General features: G+C 64.8%; 18 protein-coding genes and 1 pseudogene. 6 read left to right on the top strand and 13 right to left on the bottom strand.

The features are described 5' to 3' along the window. Nucleotides 1-17 precede the first annotated feature (17 nt). Both ACCQ06_RS03775 and ACCQ06_RS03770 read right to left on the bottom strand, forming a co-directional pair. A complete protein-coding gene (locus ACCQ06_RS03775; protein WP_039421007.1) occupies nt 18-416 on the bottom strand; it encodes a YbaN family protein in 399 nt (132 codons plus the stop codon). Between the two features lie 413 nt (nt 417-829). After that, nucleotides 830-2,941, bottom strand: a complete 2,112-nt coding sequence (locus ACCQ06_RS03770; RefSeq protein WP_228325265.1) for a S9 family peptidase — start codon at nt 2,939-2,941, stop codon at nt 830-832. Between the two features lie 109 nt (nt 2,942-3,050). Here ACCQ06_RS03770 and ACCQ06_RS03765 point away from each other — a divergent pair, with 109 nt between their 5' ends. Continuing rightward, nucleotides 3,051-4,235, top strand: coding sequence for a pyridoxal phosphate-dependent aminotransferase (locus ACCQ06_RS03765; RefSeq protein ID WP_316690228.1), 1,185 nt, complete (start codon nt 3,051-3,053; stop codon nt 4,233-4,235). A gap of 304 nt (nt 4,236-4,539) precedes the next feature. Here the strand turns inward: ACCQ06_RS03765 and ACCQ06_RS03760 are convergent. The 4 genes and pseudogenes from ACCQ06_RS03760 to ACCQ06_RS03745 form a co-directional block, all read right to left on the bottom strand. Beyond that, nucleotides 4,540-4,814 (bottom strand): annotated as a pseudogene (locus ACCQ06_RS03760) (P-loop NTPase family protein); the annotation flags it as partial. A gap of 137 nt (nt 4,815-4,951) precedes the next feature. Continuing rightward, nucleotides 4,952-5,431 (bottom strand): hypothetical protein, encoded by a 480-nt coding sequence (locus ACCQ06_RS03755; protein WP_244907895.1) that lies wholly within the window; start codon nt 5,429-5,431, stop codon nt 4,952-4,954. A gap of 117 nt (nt 5,432-5,548) precedes the next feature. Then, entirely contained in the window at nt 5,549-7,642 is a 2,094-nt protein-coding gene (locus ACCQ06_RS03750) for a prolyl oligopeptidase family serine peptidase (protein WP_316690227.1), read from the bottom strand. Between the two features lie 69 nt (nt 7,643-7,711). After that, on the bottom strand, nt 7,712-8,023 hold the full coding sequence (locus ACCQ06_RS03745; protein ID WP_228325270.1) for a hypothetical protein: 312 nt from the start codon (nt 8,021-8,023) through the stop codon (nt 7,712-7,714). Nucleotides 8,024-8,384: 361 nt separating this feature from the next. Between ACCQ06_RS03745 and ACCQ06_RS03740 the strand changes: the two genes are divergently transcribed. The 4 genes from ACCQ06_RS03740 (at nt 8,385) to ACCQ06_RS03725 (ending at nt 11,006) form a co-directional block, all read left to right on the top strand. Continuing rightward, nucleotides 8,385-8,954 (top strand): lipocalin family protein, encoded by a 570-nt coding sequence (locus ACCQ06_RS03740; RefSeq protein WP_316690226.1) that lies wholly within the window; start codon nt 8,385-8,387, stop codon nt 8,952-8,954. Between the two features lie 149 nt (nt 8,955-9,103). Then, a complete protein-coding gene (locus tag ACCQ06_RS03735) occupies nt 9,104-9,745 on the top strand; it encodes a hypothetical protein (protein WP_316690225.1) in 642 nt (213 codons plus the stop codon). Nucleotides 9,746-10,226: 481 nt separating this feature from the next. Continuing rightward, a complete protein-coding gene (locus ACCQ06_RS03730; protein ID WP_316690224.1) occupies nt 10,227-10,481 on the top strand; it encodes a hypothetical protein in 255 nt (84 codons plus the stop codon). A gap of 111 nt (nt 10,482-10,592) precedes the next feature. Continuing rightward, the gene (locus ACCQ06_RS03725; RefSeq protein WP_161963810.1) at nt 10,593-11,006 is read left to right on the top strand and encodes an SMI1/KNR4 family protein; all 414 of its coding nucleotides are present in this window, start codon (nt 10,593-10,595) and stop codon (nt 11,004-11,006) included. A 101-nt stretch (nt 11,007-11,107) separates the two neighbouring features. On the opposite strand, the gene ACCQ06_RS03720 is transcribed toward ACCQ06_RS03725, so the two are convergent. Then, nucleotides 11,108-12,073, bottom strand: coding sequence for a helix-turn-helix transcriptional regulator (locus ACCQ06_RS03720; RefSeq protein ID WP_104617524.1), 966 nt, complete (start codon nt 12,071-12,073; stop codon nt 11,108-11,110). 276 nt (nt 12,074-12,349) lie between these two features. Here ACCQ06_RS03720 and ACCQ06_RS03715 point away from each other — a divergent pair, with 276 nt between their 5' ends. Beyond that, nucleotides 12,350-13,150: a DUF481 domain-containing protein gene (locus ACCQ06_RS03715; RefSeq protein ID WP_228325273.1), complete on the top strand. Its 801-nt coding sequence runs from the start codon at nt 12,350-12,352 to the stop codon at nt 13,148-13,150. Between the two features lie 108 nt (nt 13,151-13,258). Here the strand turns inward: ACCQ06_RS03715 and hemC are convergent, their stop codons facing one another. From hemC to ACCQ06_RS03685, 6 genes are all read right to left on the bottom strand, one after another. Continuing rightward, nucleotides 13,259-14,173: a hydroxymethylbilane synthase gene (gene hemC, locus ACCQ06_RS03710; RefSeq protein WP_316690223.1), complete on the bottom strand. Its 915-nt coding sequence runs from the start codon at nt 14,171-14,173 to the stop codon at nt 13,259-13,261. Nucleotides 14,174-14,203: 30 nt separating this feature from the next. Beyond that, the gene (locus ACCQ06_RS03705; protein WP_228325274.1) at nt 14,204-14,941 is read right to left on the bottom strand and encodes a LytR/AlgR family response regulator transcription factor; all 738 of its coding nucleotides are present in this window, start codon (nt 14,939-14,941) and stop codon (nt 14,204-14,206) included. Between the two features lie 30 nt (nt 14,942-14,971). Then, nucleotides 14,972-16,024: a sensor histidine kinase gene (locus tag ACCQ06_RS03700; RefSeq protein ID WP_228325275.1), complete on the bottom strand. Its 1,053-nt coding sequence runs from the start codon at nt 16,022-16,024 to the stop codon at nt 14,972-14,974. 4 nt (nt 16,025-16,028) lie between these two features. Next, nucleotides 16,029-16,697, bottom strand: coding sequence for an alpha/beta hydrolase (locus tag ACCQ06_RS03695; protein ID WP_104617520.1), 669 nt, complete (start codon nt 16,695-16,697; stop codon nt 16,029-16,031). Between the two features lie 238 nt (nt 16,698-16,935). Then, nucleotides 16,936-18,873 carry a glucans biosynthesis glucosyltransferase MdoH gene (gene mdoH, locus ACCQ06_RS03690; RefSeq protein ID WP_316690222.1) on the bottom strand — a complete coding sequence of 646 codons (1,938 nt, stop codon included), beginning with the start codon at nt 18,871-18,873 and terminating at the stop codon, nt 16,936-16,938. 929 nt (nt 18,874-19,802) lie between these two features. Beyond that, the gene (locus tag ACCQ06_RS03685; protein ID WP_316690221.1) at nt 19,803-21,452 is read right to left on the bottom strand and encodes a M28 family metallopeptidase; all 1,650 of its coding nucleotides are present in this window, start codon (nt 21,450-21,452) and stop codon (nt 19,803-19,805) included. Nucleotides 21,453-21,481: the final 29 nt, after the last annotated feature.

The following is a 21,481-nucleotide window of genomic DNA, read 5'->3' as shown; positions in this document are numbered from 1 at the left end:
GCCTGACTGCCGTGCGCTCAGTGCGGCGCTTGCAGCGCGCGCGGCGGCGGCTCCGGACGCAGCCACAACCAGATCGCCACCACCGCCATGCTGCCGATCGACAGGCATTTCACCCAGAACACCGGCACGCACCACAGCATGATGCCGGCGCAGACGGTCATCGTCAGCGTCGCCATCCACTTGGCCTTGCGACTGACCGCCCGATAGGTCTGCCACTCCACGATCGCCGGCCCGAAGCGCGGATGCGACAGCAGCCACCCATGCAAGCGCTCGGACCCGCGCGACGCCGCCCAGGCCGAGATCAGGATGAACACGGTGGTCGGCAACCCCGGCACAAAGATTCCGACAATGCCGGTCGCCAGGCTGGCATACGCCAGCAACCACCAGGCCCAGCGAAATCGGTTCGGTCGCGTCATGCGCAAATGATACGACCAGAGCGGGGTAAGGTGGTCTGGACTGCGCGTTGCTAGTGCAGCACTGCGGGTGCGTTAGAGGCCTCGGTGACACAGCTGCACCGTTCCCCGGGAGCCGCGCCAGGCGAGGCACGACGCCAAACTCGCTGCACCCAGAAAAGGCTGCCTGTTCGGCCAAGCGTGCCTGCGGTGCTCAGCTTGCTTTCAAACGATCGGGGAGCAAGAGCAACAGCAACCAATCCAAGCGAAAGCAACGGCGGAAGGCGGAAGGCGGAAGGCGGAAGGCGGAAGGCGGAAGCACAGTACGGAGGGCGGAAACCGACCGCACCACCCCGACGCACTGCACCAACCACCAAACCCTCAGCCATCCGCTTTAACCAATCCCACCTCCCGACTCCCCAATCCCCGCCCCTCAGCTACTTGACGCCCAGCTGATCCAGCACAAACGCGTACGACTCCGCCAACTCGCGGTACCGGCGGAAACGGCCGGACTTGCCGCCATGCCCGGCTTCCATGTTGGTACGGAACACGATCGGGGCCTTGCCGGTGTTGTCGTCGCGCAGCTTGGCCACCCACTTGGCCGGCTCCCAATACTGCACCTGCGAATCCCACAGACCGGTGCCGACGAACATCGCCGGGTAGGCCTGCTTGCGCACGTTGTCGTAGGGCGAATACGACAGCATGTAGTCGTAATAATCCTTGGTTTCCGGGTTGCCCCACTCGTCGTATTCGTTGGTGGTCAACGGAATGCTGGCGTCCAGCATGGTGGTGACCACATCGACGAATGGCACCTGCGCCACCAGCACGCGATAGTCCTGCGGCGCCATGTTGGCCACCGCGCCCATCAACAAGCCACCTGCGCTGCCGCCGGACGCCGCCACACGGTCTTTCGCGGCGTAGCCCTGCGCGACCAGCCCGCGGGTGACGTCGACGAAATCGTTGAAGGTGTTTTTCTTGTGCAGCAGCTTGCCGTCGTCGTACCACTTGCGGCCCATTTCCTGGCCACCGCGGATGTGCGCGATGGCGTACACCACGCCACGGTCCAGCAGGCTAATCGCCGGCAGATTGAAGGCCGGGTCCATCGACATGCCGTAGCTGCCGTACGCGTACTGGAACAACGCGGCAGTGCCGTCCTTCTTGAAGCCTTTCTTGTAGACCAGCGACACCGGCACCTTGACGCCGTCGCGGGCCGTGACCCAGACGCGTTCGGTCACATACTTGCTCGCCTCGTACCCGATCACCGGCTGCTGCTTGAGCAACTTGCGCTCGCCGGTCTGGGTGTTGAGTTCGTAGGTCGTCGCCGGTGTGGTCAACGAGGTGTAGCTATAGCGTAGCCACGCGGTATCCGGTTCGGGATTGGTCGACAAGCCCATCGAATACGCCGGCTCGTCGGCCTTGACGTACTCGTGGCTGCCATCGCGCTTGAGCAGACGCACGCGCTCCAGCCCGCCGGAGCGCTCTTCGATGGCAGTGAACCCATCGAACAGCTCGAAGTTTTCGATGTAGACGTTGTCGTCGTGCGCCACCCAGTCGGTCCACTGCTTGCGCGTGGTGGCATCGGTGGGCGCGGTCACCAGCTTGAAGTTCTCGGCGCCATCGGCATTGGTGCGGATCACCCAACGCCCGTCGAAATGTTCTGCGCTGTACTCCACGTCGCGCTCGCGCTTGGCCAGCACCTTGAAGGTGTCCGGCTTGGCGGCCAGCGCATACCGCATCTCCGACGACACCGTGCTTTCCACGCCGATGACGATGTACTTGTCATCGCGAGTACGCCCAACGCCCATGTAGAAGCTGTCGTCCTTCTCTTCGTAGACCAGCGCATCGTCCTTGGACGCAGTACCCAGGACGTGCTTTTTGACGCGCACGGTGAGCAGCGTTTCCGGGTCGTTTTCGATGTAGAACACCGTTTTGTTGTCGTCGGCCCAGACCACGCTCGGGGAGACGCCCTCCACGGTGTCCGGATAGACCTCGCCAGTGTCCAGATTCTTGAAGCGGATCGTGTATTGGCGGCGGCCGATGGCATCGTCGGCCCAGGCAAGAATGCGGTTGTCCTGACTGACCTCCGCCTCGCCCACGTTGAAATAGCCCTTGCCCTGCGCCATCTGATTGACGTCCAGCAGGATTTCTTCCGGCGCCTCCATGCTGCCCTTGCGACGCGCCTGAATCGGGTAATCCTTGCCGGCTTCGAAGCGGGTGTAATACCAATAGCCGCGTTTGCGATACGGCACGCTGGCATCGTCCTGCTTGATGCGCCCGACGATCTCGTTGTAAAGCGTGTCTTCCAACGGCTTGAGCGGCGCCATCACCTGGTCGGTGTAGGCGTTTTCGGCGTTGAGATAGGCCAGCATCGCCTTGTCTTCGCGCTTGTCGTCGCGCAGCCAGTAGTAGTCGTCGTTGCGGGTGGCGCCAAACGGCGTCTTGACCACATGCGGGTGCTTGGCGACGTCTGGCGGCGACGGAAGAGCGGCAAAAGAAGGTGCGGATGTGGTCATCAGGCTGGCGATCAACAAGGTCAGGACAGGCTTCATCAGATTGGGGTCCGTTGGATGAACGCAATGCCATCCCAGTCTCCGAGTGTGGAAGAGCCCGCCGCCGGGCGTCATGTGTCCGAGGTCATGCTGGTCTATCATCTTCGTAATGGACTCATTGCTTTCGCCCGCGTCGGGCTACAGCCGCCGCAGCCAGGACATCGCGCCATTCCATGTGATGTCGCTGCTGGCCCGCGCCAATGCGCTCGAACAGGCCGGTCACGATGTGATCCACCTGGAAATCGGCGAACCCGATTTCACCACTGCCGCGCCGATCGTGGCTGCCGGGCAGGCCGCATTGGCCGCCGGCCATACCCACTACACCGCCGCACGCGGGCTGCCCGCACTGCGCGAGGCGATTGCCGGGTTTTACGCGCAACGCTATGGCCGCAGCGTCGACCCGGAGCGGATCCTGGTCACGCCCGGCGGCTCGGGCGCGTTGCTGTTGGCCAGCAGCCTGCTGGTGGACCCGGGCAAACACTGGCTGCTGGCCGACCCGGGGTATCCGTGCAACCGGCACTTCCTGCGCCTGGTCGAAGGGGCCGCACAGCTGGTGCCGGTCGGGCCGGACACCGACTATCAACTGACCCCGGCACTGGTGGACGCGTGCTGGAACGCCGACAGCGTCGGCGCCCTCGTAGCGTCGCCGGCCAACCCCACCGGCAGTGTGCTATCGCGCGCGCAACTGGCTGCGTTATCGCAGACCCTGCGTGCGCGCGGCGGGCATCTGGTGGTGGACGAGATCTACCACGGCCTGACCTATGGCCTGGACGCGCATAGCGTGCTGGAAGTCGACGACGGCGCGTTCGTCTTGAACAGTTTTTCCAAGTACTTCGGCATGACCGGCTGGCGCCTGGGCTGGCTGATCGCCCCGCCCGACGCGGTGCCCGAGCTGGAAAAACTCGCGCAGAATCTCTACATCAGCGCCTCGACCATCGCGCAGCACGCGGCGCTTGCGTGTTTCACGCCAGAGAGCATCTCCATCTTTGAAGCGCGCCGCGCGCAGTTCCAGCAACGCCGCGATTATCTACTGCCCGCGCTACGCCAGCTTGGCTTCGGCATCGCCGTCGAACCGCAAGGCGCGTTCTATCTCTACGCCGATATCAGCGCATTTTCGGATAACGCCCAAGCGTTCTGCGCGCATTTCCTGGAAACCGAGCACGTCGCCTTTACCCCCGGCATCGATTTCGGCTTCCACCGCGCCAACCAGCACGTGCGCATTGCCTACACCCAAAGCCTGCCGCGTCTGGAACAGGCAGTGGAGCGTATTGCGCGTGGGTTACGTCGTCTGTAGACGCCTCTTACATGACGCCACGAGCACTGCAATCCAGGAAACGTTGTGAGCGCGACCTCGCGGTCAATCGCCTCCTTGTAAGACGCTACGCTGAGAACCGCTATCACTGGCGTAGACCTTGCCGGCACAAATTTTCAAGGCGATAGAACTGATCGATCGCCGGCACCGTCAGTAACGCGATCTTCGGCAAGCTGCTGCGCTCGAACACCCTCGCGAGGTCTTTGCGTTTTCTGCGTTCGACGACCGCGATGTGGCGCAGCATCTCCCAACGCAGCTGCTCCCTGGCGCCATCCAGGCCGCCGCAACGGTGCTTCCCGAACCAGGTTCGGCGCAGATAGCGCACCAGGCTGGTCGTCATCGGGATGTCCAATAGAACAACGCCCGTTGCACGTGCCAGACGCTGCGACAGGCACCCCAGGTAATTGCCATCCATCACCCAATGCGCTGTGGCAATGGCCGCATCGTGAAGCGCGAAAAGTCCTGCCTGGGACGAGGTAGCCAGGCAGTGTTTGGGAAGTGATGCAGCTGATCCAGATGCACGCATGCGCATCCGCGCTTGCGCGCAATCGCCTGCGCCAAGGTCGATTTACCGCTGCTGGACGGTCCCAGAATGCAGATTCGCGGACCCAGATCGTCCAATTTCATTCCACCCCTTTCTGATATCGCTCGCGGCCAATCTCAGCGGCGAAGACTTGGCACCAACGTGCCGCACCGGCTTACTGCGTAGCGCAGCTGTCCAGATCGAAGAACTGCCGTGCAATCGCTTGCCGCTGGCCTGGCGCCCCTCGGTACCACAGCGCTTCACGCAAGTCGGGCAACAGGAAATGCGCAGGCGCCGGCATGCCGGCGCGGGGAATCTCATTCAGGACACGATAGGTCGCATCGGTGCCGATGTAGCCCACATCGCCCAAAGCACGCGGCCCGCCATCGGGATCCGGGGGCTGCCAACCCGGCGCGGTCACATCGGTGGTGGACGCCAGGTGCTGGCTGTCATCGCTGCCGCCGCTCCAGGGCAAAAACCATGCGTCCCCTCCGGTGCGCGACGAATGGAGCCGCAAGGCCACCTGCGCCGGCCAGTGCGGACCGCTGGCAACCGCCACAAAGTGGGCTTGCACATCGGCATCGTCGCGCAGCACGTAGCGTGCATTCTCGGCCGCGCACGCGCCGACCGCCAAGCTCATCATCACGCCCAACATCTATCACACTCCGCGTCGTCCACGTTTACGTTCGTTCGATCGCAAACGCCACCAGGCCGCTGCATCGTGCCGGCGGCCTGGTGTCGCGCTGCGCATCACGCAGCATATGCCAACCGATCAATCGGCCAAGCGCTCCCACAGGAAGCTATACGCCAGTGCCGACATATGCGCCGCCTGCGCGTTATTGGCTGCGCCGCCGTGGCCGCCTTCGATGTTCTCGTAGTAGGTCACGTCCTTGCCGGCTTCGATCATCTTGGCCGCCATCTTGCGCGCATGGCCCGGGTGCACGCGGTCGTCGCGCGTGGAGGTCAGGAAGATCACCGGCGGGTAGGTCTTGCCCGGGTCGAACAGGTGATACGGCGAGAAGGTCTGGATGAACTTCCAGTCGTCGGTATCCGGGTTGCCGTATTCGGCCATCCACGAGGCGCCCGCCAACAGATGGCTATAGCGCTTCATGTCCAGCAGCGGCACCTGCACCACCACCGCACCGAACAGCTCCGGATACTGGGTGAGCATGTTGCCGGTCATCAAGCCGCCGTTACTACCGCCCTGCACACCCAGGTGCTTGGTGGAGGTGATCTTGCGCGCGACCAGATCCTTGGCCACTGCGGCCATGTCTTCGTAAGCCTTGTGGCGGTTCTGCTTGAGCGCGGCCTGGTGCCAGCGCGGGCCGTATTCGCCACCGCCACGGATGTTGGCCACCACGTAGACGCCGCCCTTGTCCAGCCAGGCGCGGCCCAAGGCGCCGGAATAGTTCGGCGTCATCGAGATTTCAAACCCGCCGTAGCCATACAGCAGCGTCGGCGCGCTGCCATCGAGCTTGAGGTTCTTGGGGCGCACCAGGAAATACGGCACGCGGGTGCCGTCCTTGCTGATAACAAAGTGCTGTTCGATGCTGTCCTTGCCGGCATCGAAAAACGCCGGCATGGTCTTGAGCGGCTGCGGCGCGCTGCCCACCTCGACCCAGGCCAAGGTGGTGGGGGTCAGGTAATCGGTGACGGTCAGCCACAGCGCGTCGCTGTCGTCGCTGTCCACGGCGCTGACATCGACCGTGCCGAATGCAGGCGCACCGACAAACACACTCTTTTTCCAACCGTCTTGCGCCGGGGTGATGACGCTGAGCCGGTTCTTGACGTCTTCCAGCACGTTCAACACCAGGTGCGACTTGGTCCATGCCACGCCGGCCAGCGAGGTGGTGTCGGTGGGCTCGAACAGCACATCGAAGCTGCGCTTGCCAGCCATGAAGTCGTCAAAGCGCGTGGCCAGCAGCGAGCCGGCGGTGTAGGTCTTGCCACCTACCGTCCACGGCTCGCGCAGCTCCAGCGTCAGCCATTGCCGGTTGACCGACTTGCTGGCCGAATTGGGCACATCCACCTTGACCAGCTTGCCGTCGGCGCCCTTGAGATACAGCTCGTCGTTGTAGAAGGCCAGCGTACGGCTGACGAAATCGCGCTCGAACCCGGGGGTGTCATCGTGCATCGCCGCGATGTACATATCGGTCGGCTTGCCTTCGTAGACTACCGCAGCGGCGCTGAGCGGGGTGCCGCGCTTCCACTGCTTGGCAATGCGCGGGTAGCCGGAGCTGGTCATGCTGCCGGCACCGAAATCGGTGAAGACGTAGACGGTGTCCTGGTCGATCCAGCCCAGCCCGCCCTTGGATTCGGGCCGGAAGAAGCCGTCCTTGACCCACTGCTTGCCGGCCAGATCGAACTCGCGGGTGACGTCGGCATCGGCGCCGCCGCGCGACAGCGCGATCAGGCAGCGCTGGTAGTCCGGGCGCAGGCAGTCGGCGCCGTGCCAGACCCAGTTCTCGCCCTCGGCCTTGTTGAGCGCATCCAGGTCCAGCACCGTCTCCCACTTGGGCGAGGCCTTGCGGTATTCGTCCAGCGTGGTGCGCCGCCACAGGCCGCGCTCGTGCTGCTTGTCCTTCCAGAAGTTGTAATAGAACTCGCCGATCTTCTGCACGCCGGGAATCTTGGCGTCCGAATCCAGCACCTCACGGATGCTGGTTTCCATCTGCTTGAAGGCCGGCGTGGTGGCCAGGCGCGCCTCGGTCCTGGCGTTCTGGGCCTTGACCCAGTCCAGCGGCTTGGCGCCGGTGACATCTTCCAGCCAGGCGTGGGGGTCGTTGGACACAGCGGTTTCCTCTGCAGAGACGGCGCCAGCGGTGATCAGGCCGGCGACCAGGCAGATCGAGGCGAACTTGGACATGTATTTTTCCGGAAAAACCAATGCCGGAAAACCTAACACAGCCCTTTGCCTGGCCTCCCCTGCCGAAGGTCAGGCCGCCCGTGCCGGTGTCGTTGCCCGCGCGGCGGCACGCCGACGCTGCGCCTGCGGACCACGCCGACGCGGCAATGCCCGCCGCGCGCCCGGCCGGGTCAGCGTGGGCAGCGCGAAGCGGTGCAGGCTCCACCAGGCCAGCATCGGCATGCCCACCAGCCACAGCGGCAGCCAGCCGATCCACTCGCTGTACCCGCGCGCCGCCGGCCACACCAGCACCAGGGCAAGGCCGGCCAGGGCGATCTGCCGCACCGGGCGCAGCACCCGCGGATCGGGACGTTCGGAACGAGAAGAAGGACGATGCGACATGGCGGCACTCCGTGGCAGAAGGAATCAGGACAGGCCGGCAGAATTGCCTGTGTCCATCTCACCGATTGCGACCTGGCCGGCGAAAGGTTGAGCCGTGCCGGGTCCGGCGCTGCGGGATGTGCGTTGAGGCGGGGATTGGGGATTGGGGAGCGAGGGCTGAGAGTTAGCCGCGCCGGCTTTCAACCCTCTGCACCACCGCCTTGCGCCGCGCCGGCCGCGCCAGACCAACGTCCGTCGCCCTGCGGCCAGCAACGATCTCCTGCCGATGACCCTGTCGCCGACATCAGACCCGGCCGTTGACGCGAACTTGCCCCCTGCATGCGGTAGTGTGCTGCTCCTACTGCCCCTTTGTGATGTTGCGATGCGCCTGACTGTTACGATCGCCCTCGCCTTTTTGCTCGTCCTTGGCCTGCCTGTGGCACACGCCAAGGACACATCCACCACCGAGCCGGCGATCGATCTGTCCAAGATCATGGGCACCTGGTACGTGATTGCGCGCATGCCCAATCCGGTAGAGCGCGGGCACGTCACCAGCCGCGACGAGTACACCCTGGACGAAGACGGCAAGGTGGCGGTGCGCTATCTGTATCGCGATGGTTTCGGCGAGCCGGAAAAGGAAGTCAGCGCGCGTGCGTCGGTGGATGCGGAAAGCGGCAACCGCGACTGGCGGGTGTGGTTCTACAAGGTGGTCCCGGCCAAGCAGCGCATCCTGGAAATCGCACCGGATGGCTCGTGGATGCTGATTTCCTACCCGGGCCGCGACCTGGCCTGGATCTTCTCGCGCAAGCCGGACATGAGCCGCGAGCAGTACCGCACGCTGGTCAACAAGATGCGCGACGACTATTCCATCTACACCGACAAAATCAAGCGCGTGCCGCAGCTGCGCGAACAGGTGGACCGCCTGGGGTTTGAGGTACCGAATAAGCGTTAGGCATCTGGAAGCCCCCCATGCGAGTCTTCGCATCCTGCATGTCATGCCAGCAAGAGCTCGGACATCCCAGTTTCGAGCCAATCTTTGTGCCCTACTACGAGGACAGGCTAGCGCCCATCAGATGCTCTCGTGGGCACGATTCAATGCTAATGCTTCAGAGCCTCAAGTTTGAGGTGTTGCTTGAGTCTGGTGCTACCGCACTGGCGGCAGGTTTCACGCTGGAAGCAGCCGCGAGCTTCTCTGCAGCTTTAGAGCGATTCTTTGAGTTCTGCACGCGGACGATGCTTATCCATCAAGGGCTGCCAGCATCAGACATAGAAGCGGTATTTTCAGAGATGTCTCGCCAGTCTGAACGTCAGCTGGGTGCCTTTCTCACGATGCATCGTCTTGTACTTGGCACAGCCTACTCGCCGAGCAAGAAGATAGTTGAGTTTCGCAATGCCGTGATTCACAAAGGCAAGATTCCTACGCCCACCGAAGTAGACCACTTCTGTACCAAGGTTTACGCGGAGGTGCTACGCACTACAAAAGCACTCAAGGACCGCTGCGGCGCCGCAATTCAATCTGTTGTTTCAGAAGACATGAGCGCGCGGGCGTCTAAGCTTCCGCCTGGCACGAAGGTAGCCACGATGGCTGGTGGCTCTTTCTTCTCGCTAGTCTCAGATACTCATCCACCCGACTTCAAGTCTGCGTTTGAAGCCCACAAGAAGTGGACTGAGCTCCTTGCGCAGGCGCTAACGCACATGGAGCTACTCAACAAGTCGCTCCCGCCGCGCCCCGCAGATGCCTAACCCCCTACATCGAGAGGACCCGCCCCAGCAAGCCGGAGCGAGCTTCTCATGTCAAACGTTAGGCGTGTGGCTTCTTCTTCGGCACGACGCCGCCGCTTGCACCAACCAATCCGCCAGCTGACACTTGGCAGGTCTCCTCATCGGACGGTCGACGTGGCAAGCTCTGCATCGGACGCAGCACAAGACAATCAGCCTGCTGGCTCGCCAGCCCTGCCGGCTATCTTCGTTGGGCCGTCTCGGCCTAACCAGTCAATCAAGCCGACGCGCCTGCGGCACGCGGCTTTTTTCCAGCGTTAGCCACTACGAAGCCATGGGATATGAGGTCCACATTACCCGCAAATAAAATTGGTTCGATGAGGGGCCTGATATTGCCTTTGAGGAATGGCTTGAGTTTGTTCGGTCTGACTCAGAAATGCGCCTGGATGGTCACGCTGAAGCAACAGTTGGCGAAGGGGCTGTTCTGAGAATGGAAGATCCAAGCATGTCTGTGTGGGTCGGCTACTCCAAACACGGACAACAAGGGAATATGGCTTGGCTTTGGCATAACCTCGGCAACGTCATAGCAAAGAACCCGGATGAAGAGATTCTTAGAAAAATGAGCCTCATCGCCACGCAACTTTCTGCCAAAGTTCAGGGTGATGAAGGCGAGTTTTATGGGGAAGATGGCAACACGATTATAGGAGAGACTTCAAACCATTCCGACGCAAGTTCAAAGCCATGGTGGCGGTTTTGGTAGTCCCCGTGGCGAATAACTCCGTCGAGAGGGCCGATTTGCAAGCTGCGTTTGTAAATTCCCTACCCCGCCTCGCGGCTCCGGCCGCACCTTACGTCAAACGTTAGCGTCCAAGTGAAGCATCCTGCACCCGCACAACAAGAGATCGCTGAGGTAGAGGCAACGATTGGTTATCCGTTGCCACTTGAGCTCGTTGAGCTATATGCCGAACGTGGCAATGGAGGCTTCGGATCAGATTATGGGCTGCTCGGTCTGGGATCTGGGCACGTCACGGATCAAGGTGACACTGCGCTGAGCCTCTACCGCATCTTCAGTCAGTCAGACCCAGAAGATCCAGGATGGGCTTGGCCCAAGCACCTGCTTCCCATCCTCCACGTTGGCTGCGCCATCCACTACTGCATAGACTTGGCTACACACGGCAATCCCGTCGTTCAATTTGACCCCAATGGGTACGGGCCGGGGGACGATTGGCAGGGTGCGTTTTCGGTGGTGTTCCCAAAACTTGAGTCTTGGCTGGGTGGGCTCTGACAATTCATTCAAGCCGACGTCGCTTCGCAGGTCGGCTTAATTCAAGTGTTGGGCGTGATGGACCACATCCCCACGCACAACGACCCAACGGTCGGCCAAGCTCAGTCGTAATTGCTCAGCGCCAGCGACAGCAGTGCCTTGGTCTGCTCGCGCAGCGAGACGGGTTCGACGATTTCCGCGTCCGAGCCGTAATGCAGCACGTCCATCAGTAGCTCGCGCGAGTTGCTGTACGGCAATTTGAGTTCATAGCGGCCGTCGGGCAGAAAGCGGCCCTGCTGCTTGGAGTGCCAGTGTTCGTCGGCCACCCAGCGCGCGGCCTTGGCGCTGAACACGATGGTCGCCCAGCCCTTGGGTGCGCCCGAAAAGATGCCGTAGCTGGCGGCCAGCTGCTCATCCAGCTCGCTGTCGGGCACATCGCGCGGGGCGGTATCGAGCAGGCGCGCATGATTGATGCGGTCCACCGCAAAGCTGCGCACGCCATCGCGGCCATGGTCCCAGGCATCCAGGTACCAGTTGTCGCGGTAATGGGTGATGCGCTGCGGGGACACGGTGCGCTTGGTCGATTCGTCGGTGGAGCGCGCGCGGTAATCGAAGCTCAGCTGCTTGCGCTCCAGCACCCCGGAGGCCACGGTGCGGAAGCTGGCTTCGTCCAGCTTGCGGCCGCGATGCGGAATCACCCGCACCCGGTCCACCGGCCATTGCGAGACGCCGGCCTGCGCCGCCAGCAGCCCTTCGATGCGCTGCTGCAACGGTGCCAGCATCGAGGACAACACCCCGCCGCCGGTGCGCGCGAGCAATTGCTGGGACGCCAGCAGGGCGTGCAGTTCTTCCGAACTCAGCCACAGGCCGGGCAGCTCGAAGCGATCGCTTTCGCCGGACAGATAGCGAAAGCCCGATTCGCCATCGCCTTCCACCGGCGCCATCAGCGCATCGCGCAGAAATGCCAGGTCGCGATACACGGTGGCGCGGGAGCAGCTCAGCTCATCCTGCAGCCGCGCCACCGTAACCGGGTAGCGCGCCGACTTGAGCAGGCGATGCAGGGAGTTGATACGTTCATAGCGGTCCATGCGCCGATTATGTCCGGTTCTTCGCGCGACGGGGTGAGCGCCGCTATGCACTCTGGTGCAGAACACGGCCCGTCCCGGTTGATCGGGTTGCGCCGGTCGCGAGGACGCCGTGCACGGGGCTGCGCGTCACTCGAAACCGAACACGACAGCACGTCATCTGCCGTCAGCGCCAGAACCGCCAATGAAGCGCGGCGTTCACCGGGTCATGACGTGCCGCACAGTCCGTTATCATGAAATCGCTTTCACCCTCCCGCCCTGCCCTCAAGCGAGCTGCCCATGCCCCGCCGTGCCCCGTTGTCTGCCCTGCTGCCTTTGTTGTTGATCACGCCCACCGTCTGGGCCCAGGCAGTTGCACCGACGCCGGTGGACCCTGCCGCTGCGCTCATGCCGTCCCCCTGGGGCGGTAGCAGCGGCGAGCTGGGCTATGCCGCTGCCCACGGCAACAGCACCACCGACAGCCTCAACGGCCGTGTGCGCCTGCGCTACACCGACGGCGACTGGATCCACAGCCTGGATGCCACCGCGCTGCGTTCGAGCTCGGAGTACACCAATACCAACGACGACGGCAGCACCGAACGCGAGCGCCAGACCACCGCCGAGCGTTACACCGGCAGCGCCGGCAGCGCGTTGCAGTTGGGCGAGCACCGCCAGCTCACCGCCACCGGCCGCTACGAGCACGACGACTTCGCCACCTACGATCGGCTGGCCACCTTCGGTATCGGTTACGGCACGCGCTTGATCAATGCCGACCGGTTCTATCTGGACGCGCAGGTCGGCCCGGGTATCCGCCGCGCGCACAACAGCGACGAAGACCGCAACGAGACCGGCCTGATCGGGCGCGGCGTGTTCGATCTGAAGTACACCGTCACCGACAACACCGACCTGATCAACACGCTGCTGGTGGAATCTGGCGAATACAACACCTACGCGCAGAACGATTTCGGCGTGCAGGTCAGCATGAACTCGCACTTCGCGCTCAAGGCCGCCTGGCAGATGCGCCACAACAGCGAGGTCAGCGACGGCGACAAGAAGACCGACACGCTGACCACGGTGAACCTGGTGTACACGTTCAAGTAAGCGATTGGGCGGTTGAGCGGTTGTAGGGCGAGGGTGGTCACGGGAGCGGGTTTATCGATAAAGCCCTCGCGGCCGGGGCCGCTCCTACGATGCGGCCGCGAATCGGCGTTACAGCTCGGCCAATAGCTGGGCGGCGCCCTTGTCGAACAGGCCTTGCGCGACGCGGCGGCCCAGCGTTTCGGCGTCCTCGGGGCTGCCGTGCGCATCGGCATGGATCAGGCGTCCATCGCTGGCGCTGCCGACCATGCCCTGCAGGTACAGCCCCTCGCCTTCCCAGGTGGCGAACGCGGCCACCGGTACGTGGCAGCTGCCGTGCAGCGCGCGATTCATCGCCCGCTCGGCTTCCACGCAGACGCGGGTGGCGGGCGCATCCAGCACGGCCAGCAGCGCGTGGATGCGCGCATCGTCGCCGCGGCATTCCACCGCCACCGCGCCCTGGGCCGGTGCCGGCAACCATTGCGGCGCGTCCAGCCGCGCACTGATGCGCGCGTCCAGACCCAGCCGCTGCAGGCCGGCGCAGGCCAGCACGATGGCGTCGTAGCCGCCGTTGTCGAGTTTGGCCAGACGCGTGTTGACGTTGCCACGCAGGTCGATCAGTTCCAGGTCCGGGCGCGCGGCGCGCAACTGCGCCTGGCGCCGCAACGACGAGGTGCCCACCCGCGCGCCCAGCGGCAGTGCCTGCAGGCTGGCGTAGAGGTTGGACACCAGCGCATCGGCCGCATCGCCGCGGCCCAGGATCGCCGGCAGCACGAACGGATCGTCCAGTTCCATCGGCACGTCCTTGAGCGAATGCACCGCGCAATCGGCCTCGCCGCGCAGCATGGCCAGCTCCAGTTCCTTCAGAAACAGGCCCTTGCCGCCGATCGCCGCCAGCGAGCGGTCCAGTACTTCGTCGCCGCGGGTGCTCATCGGCACCAGCACCACCTCCAGACCGGGATGGTGCTGGCGCAGCGCGGCGGCGACGTGTTCGCTCTGCCAAAGGGCGAGCGGGCTTTTGCGGGTGGCGATGCGGAGCGTGGTCATCCGGCCATTATCGCGGACCGGACCGGTAACTCATACATGACGCAGTTGATCGCGCAGGCTGGCCACGCAGCGCCGGCTCACTTCCAGGGTCTGCGGCACGTTGCGCAGCACGGCGTGCACCTGGCCATCGCCGCTGCGGCGCAGTTCCACCAGTTCGTCGCGGGCGACCAGGCAATTGCGATGGATGCGCACCAGCCGTTCGGCGAATTCGTCTTCCAGCGATTTGAGCGACTCTTCGATCAAGTCCTCGCCACGGGTGTGGTGGACGATGACGTACTTCTCTTCGGCCTGCAGGTAGCGGATATCGCCAATGGCGATCAGCCGCAGACTGCCACGCAGGCGCGCGCACAGATGGGTGCGCAATGGCCGCGGTGCGGCGCCGGGTGCGCGCCCGGCCAGGAACGTGGCCACTTTTTCCAAGGCGGCGGCCAGGCGTTCCGGGCGCACCGGTTTCATCAGGTAATCCAGCGCGGCGGCGTCGAAGGCGGACAAGGCATGCTGGTCGTAGGCGGTGCAGAACACCACCGCCGGTGGCGGCTGGCTCTGGCGTAGCAGCCGCGCGGTTTCCAGGCCGTCGACGCCGGGCATGGCGATGTCCAACAACACCAGATCCGGGTGCAGGTGTTGGCACTGCTGCAGCACCTGCTGGCCGTTTTCGGCCTCGCCGATCACCTCGACCTGCGGATGCTCGCCCAGCAGCATGCGCAGGCGCTCGCGCGCCAGTGGCTCGTCATCGGCGATCAGCACCCGCACTTGCGTGGCCGTCATGGACATCCCCCTCGCTGCAGTAACTCCCCGTCACGGCAGCGGCAATGTGATCTCGCAGGCATAGTAGCCTTCAGCCCAGCTGGCCGCCATCCGTGCCCCGGCACCGAACTGAAACGCCAGCCGGTGCGAGATGCTGGCTTGCGCATGCCCGGCGCCGGCAAGCAGCGGCAGCTGGGTTCCCGGTTGCGGGGCCGGGTTGACGATGCGGATCTGCAACTGGCTGCCGCGCTGGCGCAGCGACAGATACAGCGTGCCGCCCTCGGGCATGCGCGAGACCCCGTGCAGCACCGCGTTTTCGACCAGCGGCTGCAGCACCAGGCGCGGCATCGGCAGCTGCCACGGCAATGGCTCCTGGCGGTGCCAGCGCACCTGCAGGCGCTCGCCCAAGCGCAAGGACTCGATGGCCAGATAGCGCTCGGCCAGCTCGCATTCGGCGCGCAAGGTGGACAGGCCTTCGCCGGCGCCCAGCGCGGCGCGAAACAGATCCGACAGATCCAGCACCGCCTGCTCGGCCACCACCGGGTCGCGCCGCAGCAGGCTGGCAATCAGGTTCATGCTGTTGAACAGAAAGTGCGGGCGGATGCGTGCCTGCAAGGCATCGGCCTCGGCACGCGCGTTGGCCTGCACCTGCGCTTCCCAGCGGTCGCTGACGTAGAAATAGCGCAGCGCCAGCGCGGTGATCAGCACCACCGTGGCCGCGCTGCCCAGGGTAAAGCGCCAGAAGCCGACCAATGGGCCAAGCGGCGCCTGCTCCAGTACGGCATACAGCGCGTGCACGATGCCGGCGCCCAGCATCGCCACCAGCGCGGCGATCAGCAGCGCGGCCAGCCCACCCAGCTTGGGCGGCAGCCGCGACAGCCCCGGCCGCAGCACGCACAGCAACACGGTGACCGCCAGCGCCAGCCATAACGCCAGGCCGCTGGCCGAGACGAAGCGCGACAAGGTGAGGCTGCGCGCGGCGCCGGCGTCGGGCACCAGGGTCACCACCAGCACCACCAGCTCGGCCAAGCCCAACATGGCGCCCAATCGCGGCAGCCGGCACAGGTCCGGCATCCAGGTGATCTGCGGGGCGCCGGTGGCCATGGGCTCAGGCGGCGGTGAAGCGCGCCTGCATCCAGTTGCGCAGCGCTTCGATTTCTTCCAGACAGACCTGATGGCCCATCGGGTAGGTCTGCCATTCCAGGGCAAAGCCGAGCGTGCGCAGGGCCTGCATGCTGGCCTGGCCGGCGGCGAACGGCACCACCGGGTCGGCGCTGCCATGCGCCATGAACACCGGTTGGCGGATGGCAGCCGGCTGCAACTGGCTGGCGGCCGCCGCCGGGTCCGGCAGGTAGGTCGACAGCGCGATCAGCCCGGCCAACGGCACGCTGCGCTGCAAGCCCGCGGCCAACGTCACCGCGCCGCCTTGCGAGAACCCGGCCAGCAGAATGCGCTCGGGCGGCGTGCCGCGGGCCTGCTCATGGGCGATCAAGGCTTCGACCTGGGCCACCGATTCGGCGATGCCCGCCTTGTCGGCGCGGCTGGCGAAATCCATGCCGACGATGTCGTACCAGCCGCGCATGCGCACGCCGTTGTTGATGGTGATCGGGCGGATCGGCGCATGCGGGAACACGAAGCGCAGCGCCGGCCACTGCGGGCGCACCAGTTCCGGCACCATCGGCGCGAAGTCGCTGCCATCGGCGCCCAGGCCGTGCAACCACAGCACGGTCCACTGCGGGTTGGGTCCGGTCTCGCGTTCGATCACTTCCAGCATCATCCAGCTCCGCTTGGGGGCCGGGCATTATGCCTTGCGCGCCGGTCACTTCCCGATCACCTGGACTCGAACGCGCCGATCACTCAGGGCGTGCGGCGAGTTGCCGGCCATGTGCTGCACGCGGGCCGCGCCCTGCGGCAATGCAGACGCTGCCGGTGCAGCGCCCGGTTGCGGCGACACCGCGTGGTTGGCGCGCAGCGGCCGCAGCGGGCTGGGTTCAACCGGCCCAGCAGGCGCCTACTCAGATCAGTGAGGGTTCCAGCGCGGCGGCGCGGCGCAGTTCCGACGCACGCACCAGCACCTTGGGCGGGTCGAGTTCTTCGGGGATGCAGAAGATGCCCGCACGGCGCAGCGCCAGACCGCTGCGACGCAGCGAAGTCAGCGCCACCACCGGGATCGACAACGCCATGCCCACGATCACCGGCGACATCCAGGCCGCCAGCGACGGCGAGACGGTGTACGCCACCGCGCCCATGAACAGGCCGAACACGGTCAGCCCGCCATAGCTGCGCAACAGCGCCGGCCACGACAGCTTGCCGTCGTCGCGCACCTGCGCATCCCAACCCGAATCCTTGCCGGCCAGCACTTCGAACACGCCGCGCGACTGCAGGTACATCACCACCGGCGCCATCAGCGCGGCCAGCACGGTTTCCAGCAGGATGCTCAGCAGCGCGCGGATGGCGCCGCCGCAGGCCTTCATCTCGCGCGGGTTGAGCAGCAACGCGATGTAGCCCAACAGCTTGGGCGCCAGCAGCACGAACATGGTGCAGATGAAGATCCAGATCGCATTGCCCTGGCTGCTGCCGTGCCAGTAGCGCGCAGGCGAGAACGGCAGGTCGCCGGCTAGGTCGATGCCGCCGCCGGCCAGCGGAATGCCAATGCCGATCAGCATCAACATGCCCCACATCGGCGCAGTGAAGTAATGGCCGATGCCGATCAGCATGTGCATGCGGCTGATCCAGTGCAGGCCCTTGGCGCTCACCACCTTGGCGTGCTGCAGGTTGCCCTGGCACCAGCGGCGGTCGCGGATCAGCAGGTCGGTGAGCGTGGGCGGGCCTTCTTCGTAGCTGCCCTGCAGGTACGGCACCATGTGCATGGCCCAGCCGCCGCGGCGCATCAGCGCCGCTTCCACAAAATCGTGGCTGAGCACATGCCCGCCAAACGGCTTGCGCCCGCGCAACGACGGCAGGCCGGCGTGATCGGCGAACGCCTGGGTGCGGATGATGGCGTTATGGCCCCAGTAATTGCTCTCGGCGCCATGCCACCAGGCCACCCCGAAGGCGATGATCGGCCCGTACACGCGGCCGCCGAACTGCTGCATGCGCGCGAACAGGGTCTGCCCGTTGACCACCGCCGGCAGGGTCTGGATCAGGCCCACGTCCGGGTTGTTTTCCATGCCGGCGACCAGCCGTACGATGGTGTCGCCGGTCATCACGCTGTCGGCGTCCAGGATCAGCATCTGCGGGTAGCTGCCACCGAAGCGGCGCACCCAGTCGGCCACGTTACCGGCCTTGCGCGCGGCATTGTCGGCGCGGCGGCGGTAGAAGATGCGGCCATGCCCGTCGACGCGGTCGCACAGCTCGTTGTAGACCAGTTCTTCGGCGCGCCCGATGTGATCGCGGGTGGTGTCGCTGAGCACGAAGAAGTCGAAGTGCTCCAGCTGGCCGGTTTCGGCCACCGATTCGTAGATGGCCTGCAGGCCGGCCAGCAGGCGGCGCGGGTCTTCGTTGTAGGTGGGCATCAACAACGCGGTACGCGAACTTAGCGTGGGCAGCGGTTGCTCGGGGTCGATGCCGAGCTTGCGCCCGGCGCGCGCCACCACGGTGATGAAACCGGCCACGGCGCTGGCAAAGGACATCGCGATCCACGCGAACAGCAGCACGAACAGGCCAAGCAGGCAGCCTTCCAGCACGCTGACGCCGTCGGGCCACAGCACGCTGAGCATCACCCACACCGCGATGGCGGTGGTGGCGAAGGTGCCGCCGATCAAATAGAAACGGCGCACGCCGATACCGACCGGCGAGGTGCGCTGATGGGGCACCTGCAGGCTGCCTTGGCGCAGGTTCTGTTCGGGCATCGCCAACGGCGCTTCCGGCGGCAGCGTGGGCTGGCCGGCGTCGAGGGCGGAGGTGGGGGGGAGTGCGGTTGGTGCGGGGGGAAGGGTCACGGTGCCGTCCATCAAGGCTGCCCGTCGCACGCGTGCGACAGTGCGGACTGCAGCGGGAGGTCCATCCCCGCCACGCGTAGCGATCTTGCAAAGCGCATCGCACGGGCAAGGTGCCCGGCGGCGTGCGACCAGGTCGCGGTATTGGCAGCTATGAAACCACTCCGATGCACAAACTCTCCTGGCGGCGACGCGACGTCGCGGCTCATCCTAAAGAATCGACCGTTAAAGGAAACGAAGGCCATCGTGCAGTCTTCGCCCCTCCCGACGAGGACCGCGCGGCAGACTACGCGGTAACGACCGAACGCAACCCCAACAGATTGCAGCCTGAGAGGCGCGCTGTCACGGGCAGCGTGCCCCGCTTTAAAGTCAGGCAACTGCAAATGATGTGCCAGGAAATGCAATCGGTTGCAGCGCCACTGTACTGGCGCTGGAGTTCATGGCAATGACGCTGACCGAAATGCAAAGGCACGGCCACCTCATGGTCGATGGGAATAAGCGATACGGCTCCTGCAGCGACGTCGTGCAGGCTGTGAACGCTGCGTCCTGCGCACTTCAAGTGTTTTGAGACAACCGGATTTTGAGGCGGTGCGACGTTCAGATGCGATCGAACGCTTGGTGATTCGAGTGCGCGGCGCCCTCACCGCTCGCGGGACACGCCGTAAACCCGTCCATGGGGGCTCGATGGCGGCATCCATGCCGCCAACGGTCCCGCAAGCGGTCAGGACACCGCACCAGAAAATTTGTCGGTAGTTTTGTTGAAGAACGAAACCATCGCGTCGCGCTATTTCGAGGATTGCTGGTTGCTGTGCCGAAACCCTGGACACCGATCAACGCGACTGGCCCTTGCCCGCTGACCGTCGCGGGACCCTTGGCGGCATGGATGCCGCCGAGAGCGCCCACAACGCCGCCTGACCGCCACGACGGAGTTTGGCTAGCCGTTGTTACTTGCGCGCTGCTTCGCTGGCATCGCGGGTGGCGCGGAATTCCGAATCGCCGCTCCAGTTCGGCCACTGGCGCGAATCGGCCAACTGCTGGCCCAGCGTGTAGAGCACGCCCAGATCGCGCGCGGCACCGGCGAAGGTCCAATCCGGCTTCCACTCATCGCCTTGCTGGTGATAGCGCTTGGCGGTGTAGTCGTCCGACGCCGCCTTGCCTGCAGCAATGCCGCCCACTTCCCAATCCTGCCCGGCCGCGTACGACAGCGCCGGCACACCGCGCTTGGCGAAGGAGAAATGATCGGAGCGGAAAAAATAGCCCGCCTGCGGCTTGGGGTCGGGCGTGTAGCTCAGCTTGGATTGCGCCGCCACGGTCTTGAGCTGATCGAGCAATTCAAGCTTGGCGGTGCCATAGATGCCGAAATCGCGCGAAGGCACGAACGGGCTCATGCCGTCCATGTTGATCACCGCCACCGTGGTGTCCAGCGGATACAGCGGTTTGGAGGCGTAGAACTCCGAGCCCAGCAGGCCCTTTTCTTCGGCCGTGACGGCCAGGAACACCACCGAGCGCTCCGGCTTGGGCCCGCTGGCAAACCCGCGCGCCAGTTCCAGCAACGCCGCCGTGCCGCTGGCGTTATCCAGCGCGCCGTTGAAGATGGTGTCGCCACGCGCGTCCGGCTTGCCCACGCCGATATGGTCCCAGTGCGCGCTGTAAATCAGCGTCTCATCGGGGCGTTTGCTGCCTTCCAGGCGCGCGACCACGTTGTGCGAGGTGATCACGTCGGACTTGACCTGGTAGCTGGCGCTCAGGCCCTGGCCCTTGAGCTCGACCGGCTTGAAGCCGCGGGTCTGCGCCTGCTTCTTCAACGCATCGAAATCCAGCCCGGCGCGCTTGAACATCGCGGTGGCCAGATCGCGCTGGATCCAGCCTTCCACGGTGGCATGCGCGGCGCGCGGCTTGTCGCGCACCACGTCGAACATGCTGTTGGTATTGGAGCTGGCCACGGTGTCCCAACCATAGGAGGCCGGCGCGGTTTCGTGCACCACCAGCACGCCGAGCGCGCCCTGACGTGCGCCTTCTTCGTACTTGTAGGTCCAACGACCGTAATAGGTCATGCCGGCGCCATCGAAGGCGCCCTTGCCGGTGTCGAAGTCCGGGTCGTTGATCAGCACTACCGCGATCTTGCCTTTCAGATCCACGCCCTTGAAGTCGTCCCAATCGCGCTCCGGCGCCTTGACCCCATAGCCGACGAACACCAGCGGCGCGTTGGCGATGTCGACCTTGGACGAACCATCCAGCGCGGCGCGGATGGCGATCTCCTTGCCTTGCGTCAGCGCCTGCGGCTTGCCGGCATTGGTCAGCGCAAGCGTCGGCGTACCGACGATAGCGGCGCGGCGCAACGGCACTGCCTGGGTCCACAGGCGCTTGCCATCGTTGAGATCGCCGCCGGGCTGCAGGCCCGCGTCGGCGAACTGCTTGCTCAGATAGGCGATGGTTTTTTCTTCGCCGGCAGTGGCCGGGCCGCGGCCTTCGTAGGCATCGGAGGCCAGCTCCTTGACGTCGCGCGAGATGCGCGCGCCATCGAAGGTCGGCGCCTGCGCCATCAGCGCGGTCGAGACCGCCATTGCCAAGAGTCCCACGGCAAGTCGCTTCATTGCATACCCCAGATATCAGACCGCCCTGG

It is taken from the genome of Xanthomonas sp. NCPPB 4467 (genome assembly GCF_041475665.2).
Taxonomy (GTDB): Bacteria; Pseudomonadota; Gammaproteobacteria; order Xanthomonadales; family Xanthomonadaceae; genus Xanthomonas; species Xanthomonas dyei.
The sequence above is the reverse complement of the archived record's forward strand: the minus strand, read 5'-3'. Positions and strand labels throughout refer to the sequence as shown.

Excerpts from the sequence above, each read along its gene's own strand:
- ACCQ06_RS03750 (WP_316690227.1), bottom strand. The coding sequence starts at position 7,642 with ATGTCCAAGTTCGCCTCGATCTGCCTGGTCGCCGGCCTGATCACCGCT.
- ACCQ06_RS03775 (WP_039421007.1), bottom strand. The coding sequence starts at position 416 with ATGACGCGACCGAACCGATTTCGCTGGGCCTGGTGGTTGCTGGCGTAT.
- mdoH (WP_316690222.1), bottom strand. The coding sequence starts at position 18,873 with ATGGACGGCACCGTGACCCTTCCCCCCGCACCAACCGCACTCCCCCCC.
- ACCQ06_RS03735 (WP_316690225.1), top strand. The coding sequence starts at position 9,104 with ATGCTTCAGAGCCTCAAGTTTGAGGTGTTGCTTGAGTCTGGTGCTACC.
- ACCQ06_RS03705 (WP_228325274.1), bottom strand. The coding sequence starts at position 14,941 with ATGACGGCCACGCAAGTGCGGGTGCTGATCGCCGATGACGAGCCACTG.
- ACCQ06_RS03695 (WP_104617520.1), bottom strand. The coding sequence starts at position 16,697 with ATGATGCTGGAAGTGATCGAACGCGAGACCGGACCCAACCCGCAGTGG.
- ACCQ06_RS03715 (WP_228325273.1), top strand. The coding sequence starts at position 12,350 with ATGCCCCGCCGTGCCCCGTTGTCTGCCCTGCTGCCTTTGTTGTTGATC.
- ACCQ06_RS03755 (WP_244907895.1), bottom strand. The coding sequence starts at position 5,431 with ATGTTGGGCGTGATGATGAGCTTGGCGGTCGGCGCGTGCGCGGCCGAG.
- ACCQ06_RS03745 (WP_228325270.1), bottom strand. The coding sequence starts at position 8,023 with ATGTCGCATCGTCCTTCTTCTCGTTCCGAACGTCCCGATCCGCGGGTG.
- ACCQ06_RS03685 (WP_316690221.1), bottom strand. The coding sequence starts at position 21,452 with ATGAAGCGACTTGCCGTGGGACTCTTGGCAATGGCGGTCTCGACCGCG.
- ACCQ06_RS03740 (WP_316690226.1), top strand. The coding sequence starts at position 8,385 with ATGCGCCTGACTGTTACGATCGCCCTCGCCTTTTTGCTCGTCCTTGGC.
- hemC (WP_316690223.1), bottom strand. The coding sequence starts at position 14,173 with ATGACCACGCTCCGCATCGCCACCCGCAAAAGCCCGCTCGCCCTTTGG.
- ACCQ06_RS03730 (WP_316690224.1), top strand. The coding sequence starts at position 10,227 with ATGTCTGTGTGGGTCGGCTACTCCAAACACGGACAACAAGGGAATATG.
- ACCQ06_RS03765 (WP_316690228.1), top strand. The coding sequence starts at position 3,051 with ATGGACTCATTGCTTTCGCCCGCGTCGGGCTACAGCCGCCGCAGCCAG.
- ACCQ06_RS03770 (WP_228325265.1), bottom strand. The coding sequence starts at position 2,941 with ATGAAGCCTGTCCTGACCTTGTTGATCGCCAGCCTGATGACCACATCC.
- ACCQ06_RS03720 (WP_104617524.1), bottom strand. The coding sequence starts at position 12,073 with ATGGACCGCTATGAACGTATCAACTCCCTGCATCGCCTGCTCAAGTCG.
- ACCQ06_RS03700 (WP_228325275.1), bottom strand. The coding sequence starts at position 16,024 with ATGGCCACCGGCGCCCCGCAGATCACCTGGATGCCGGACCTGTGCCGG.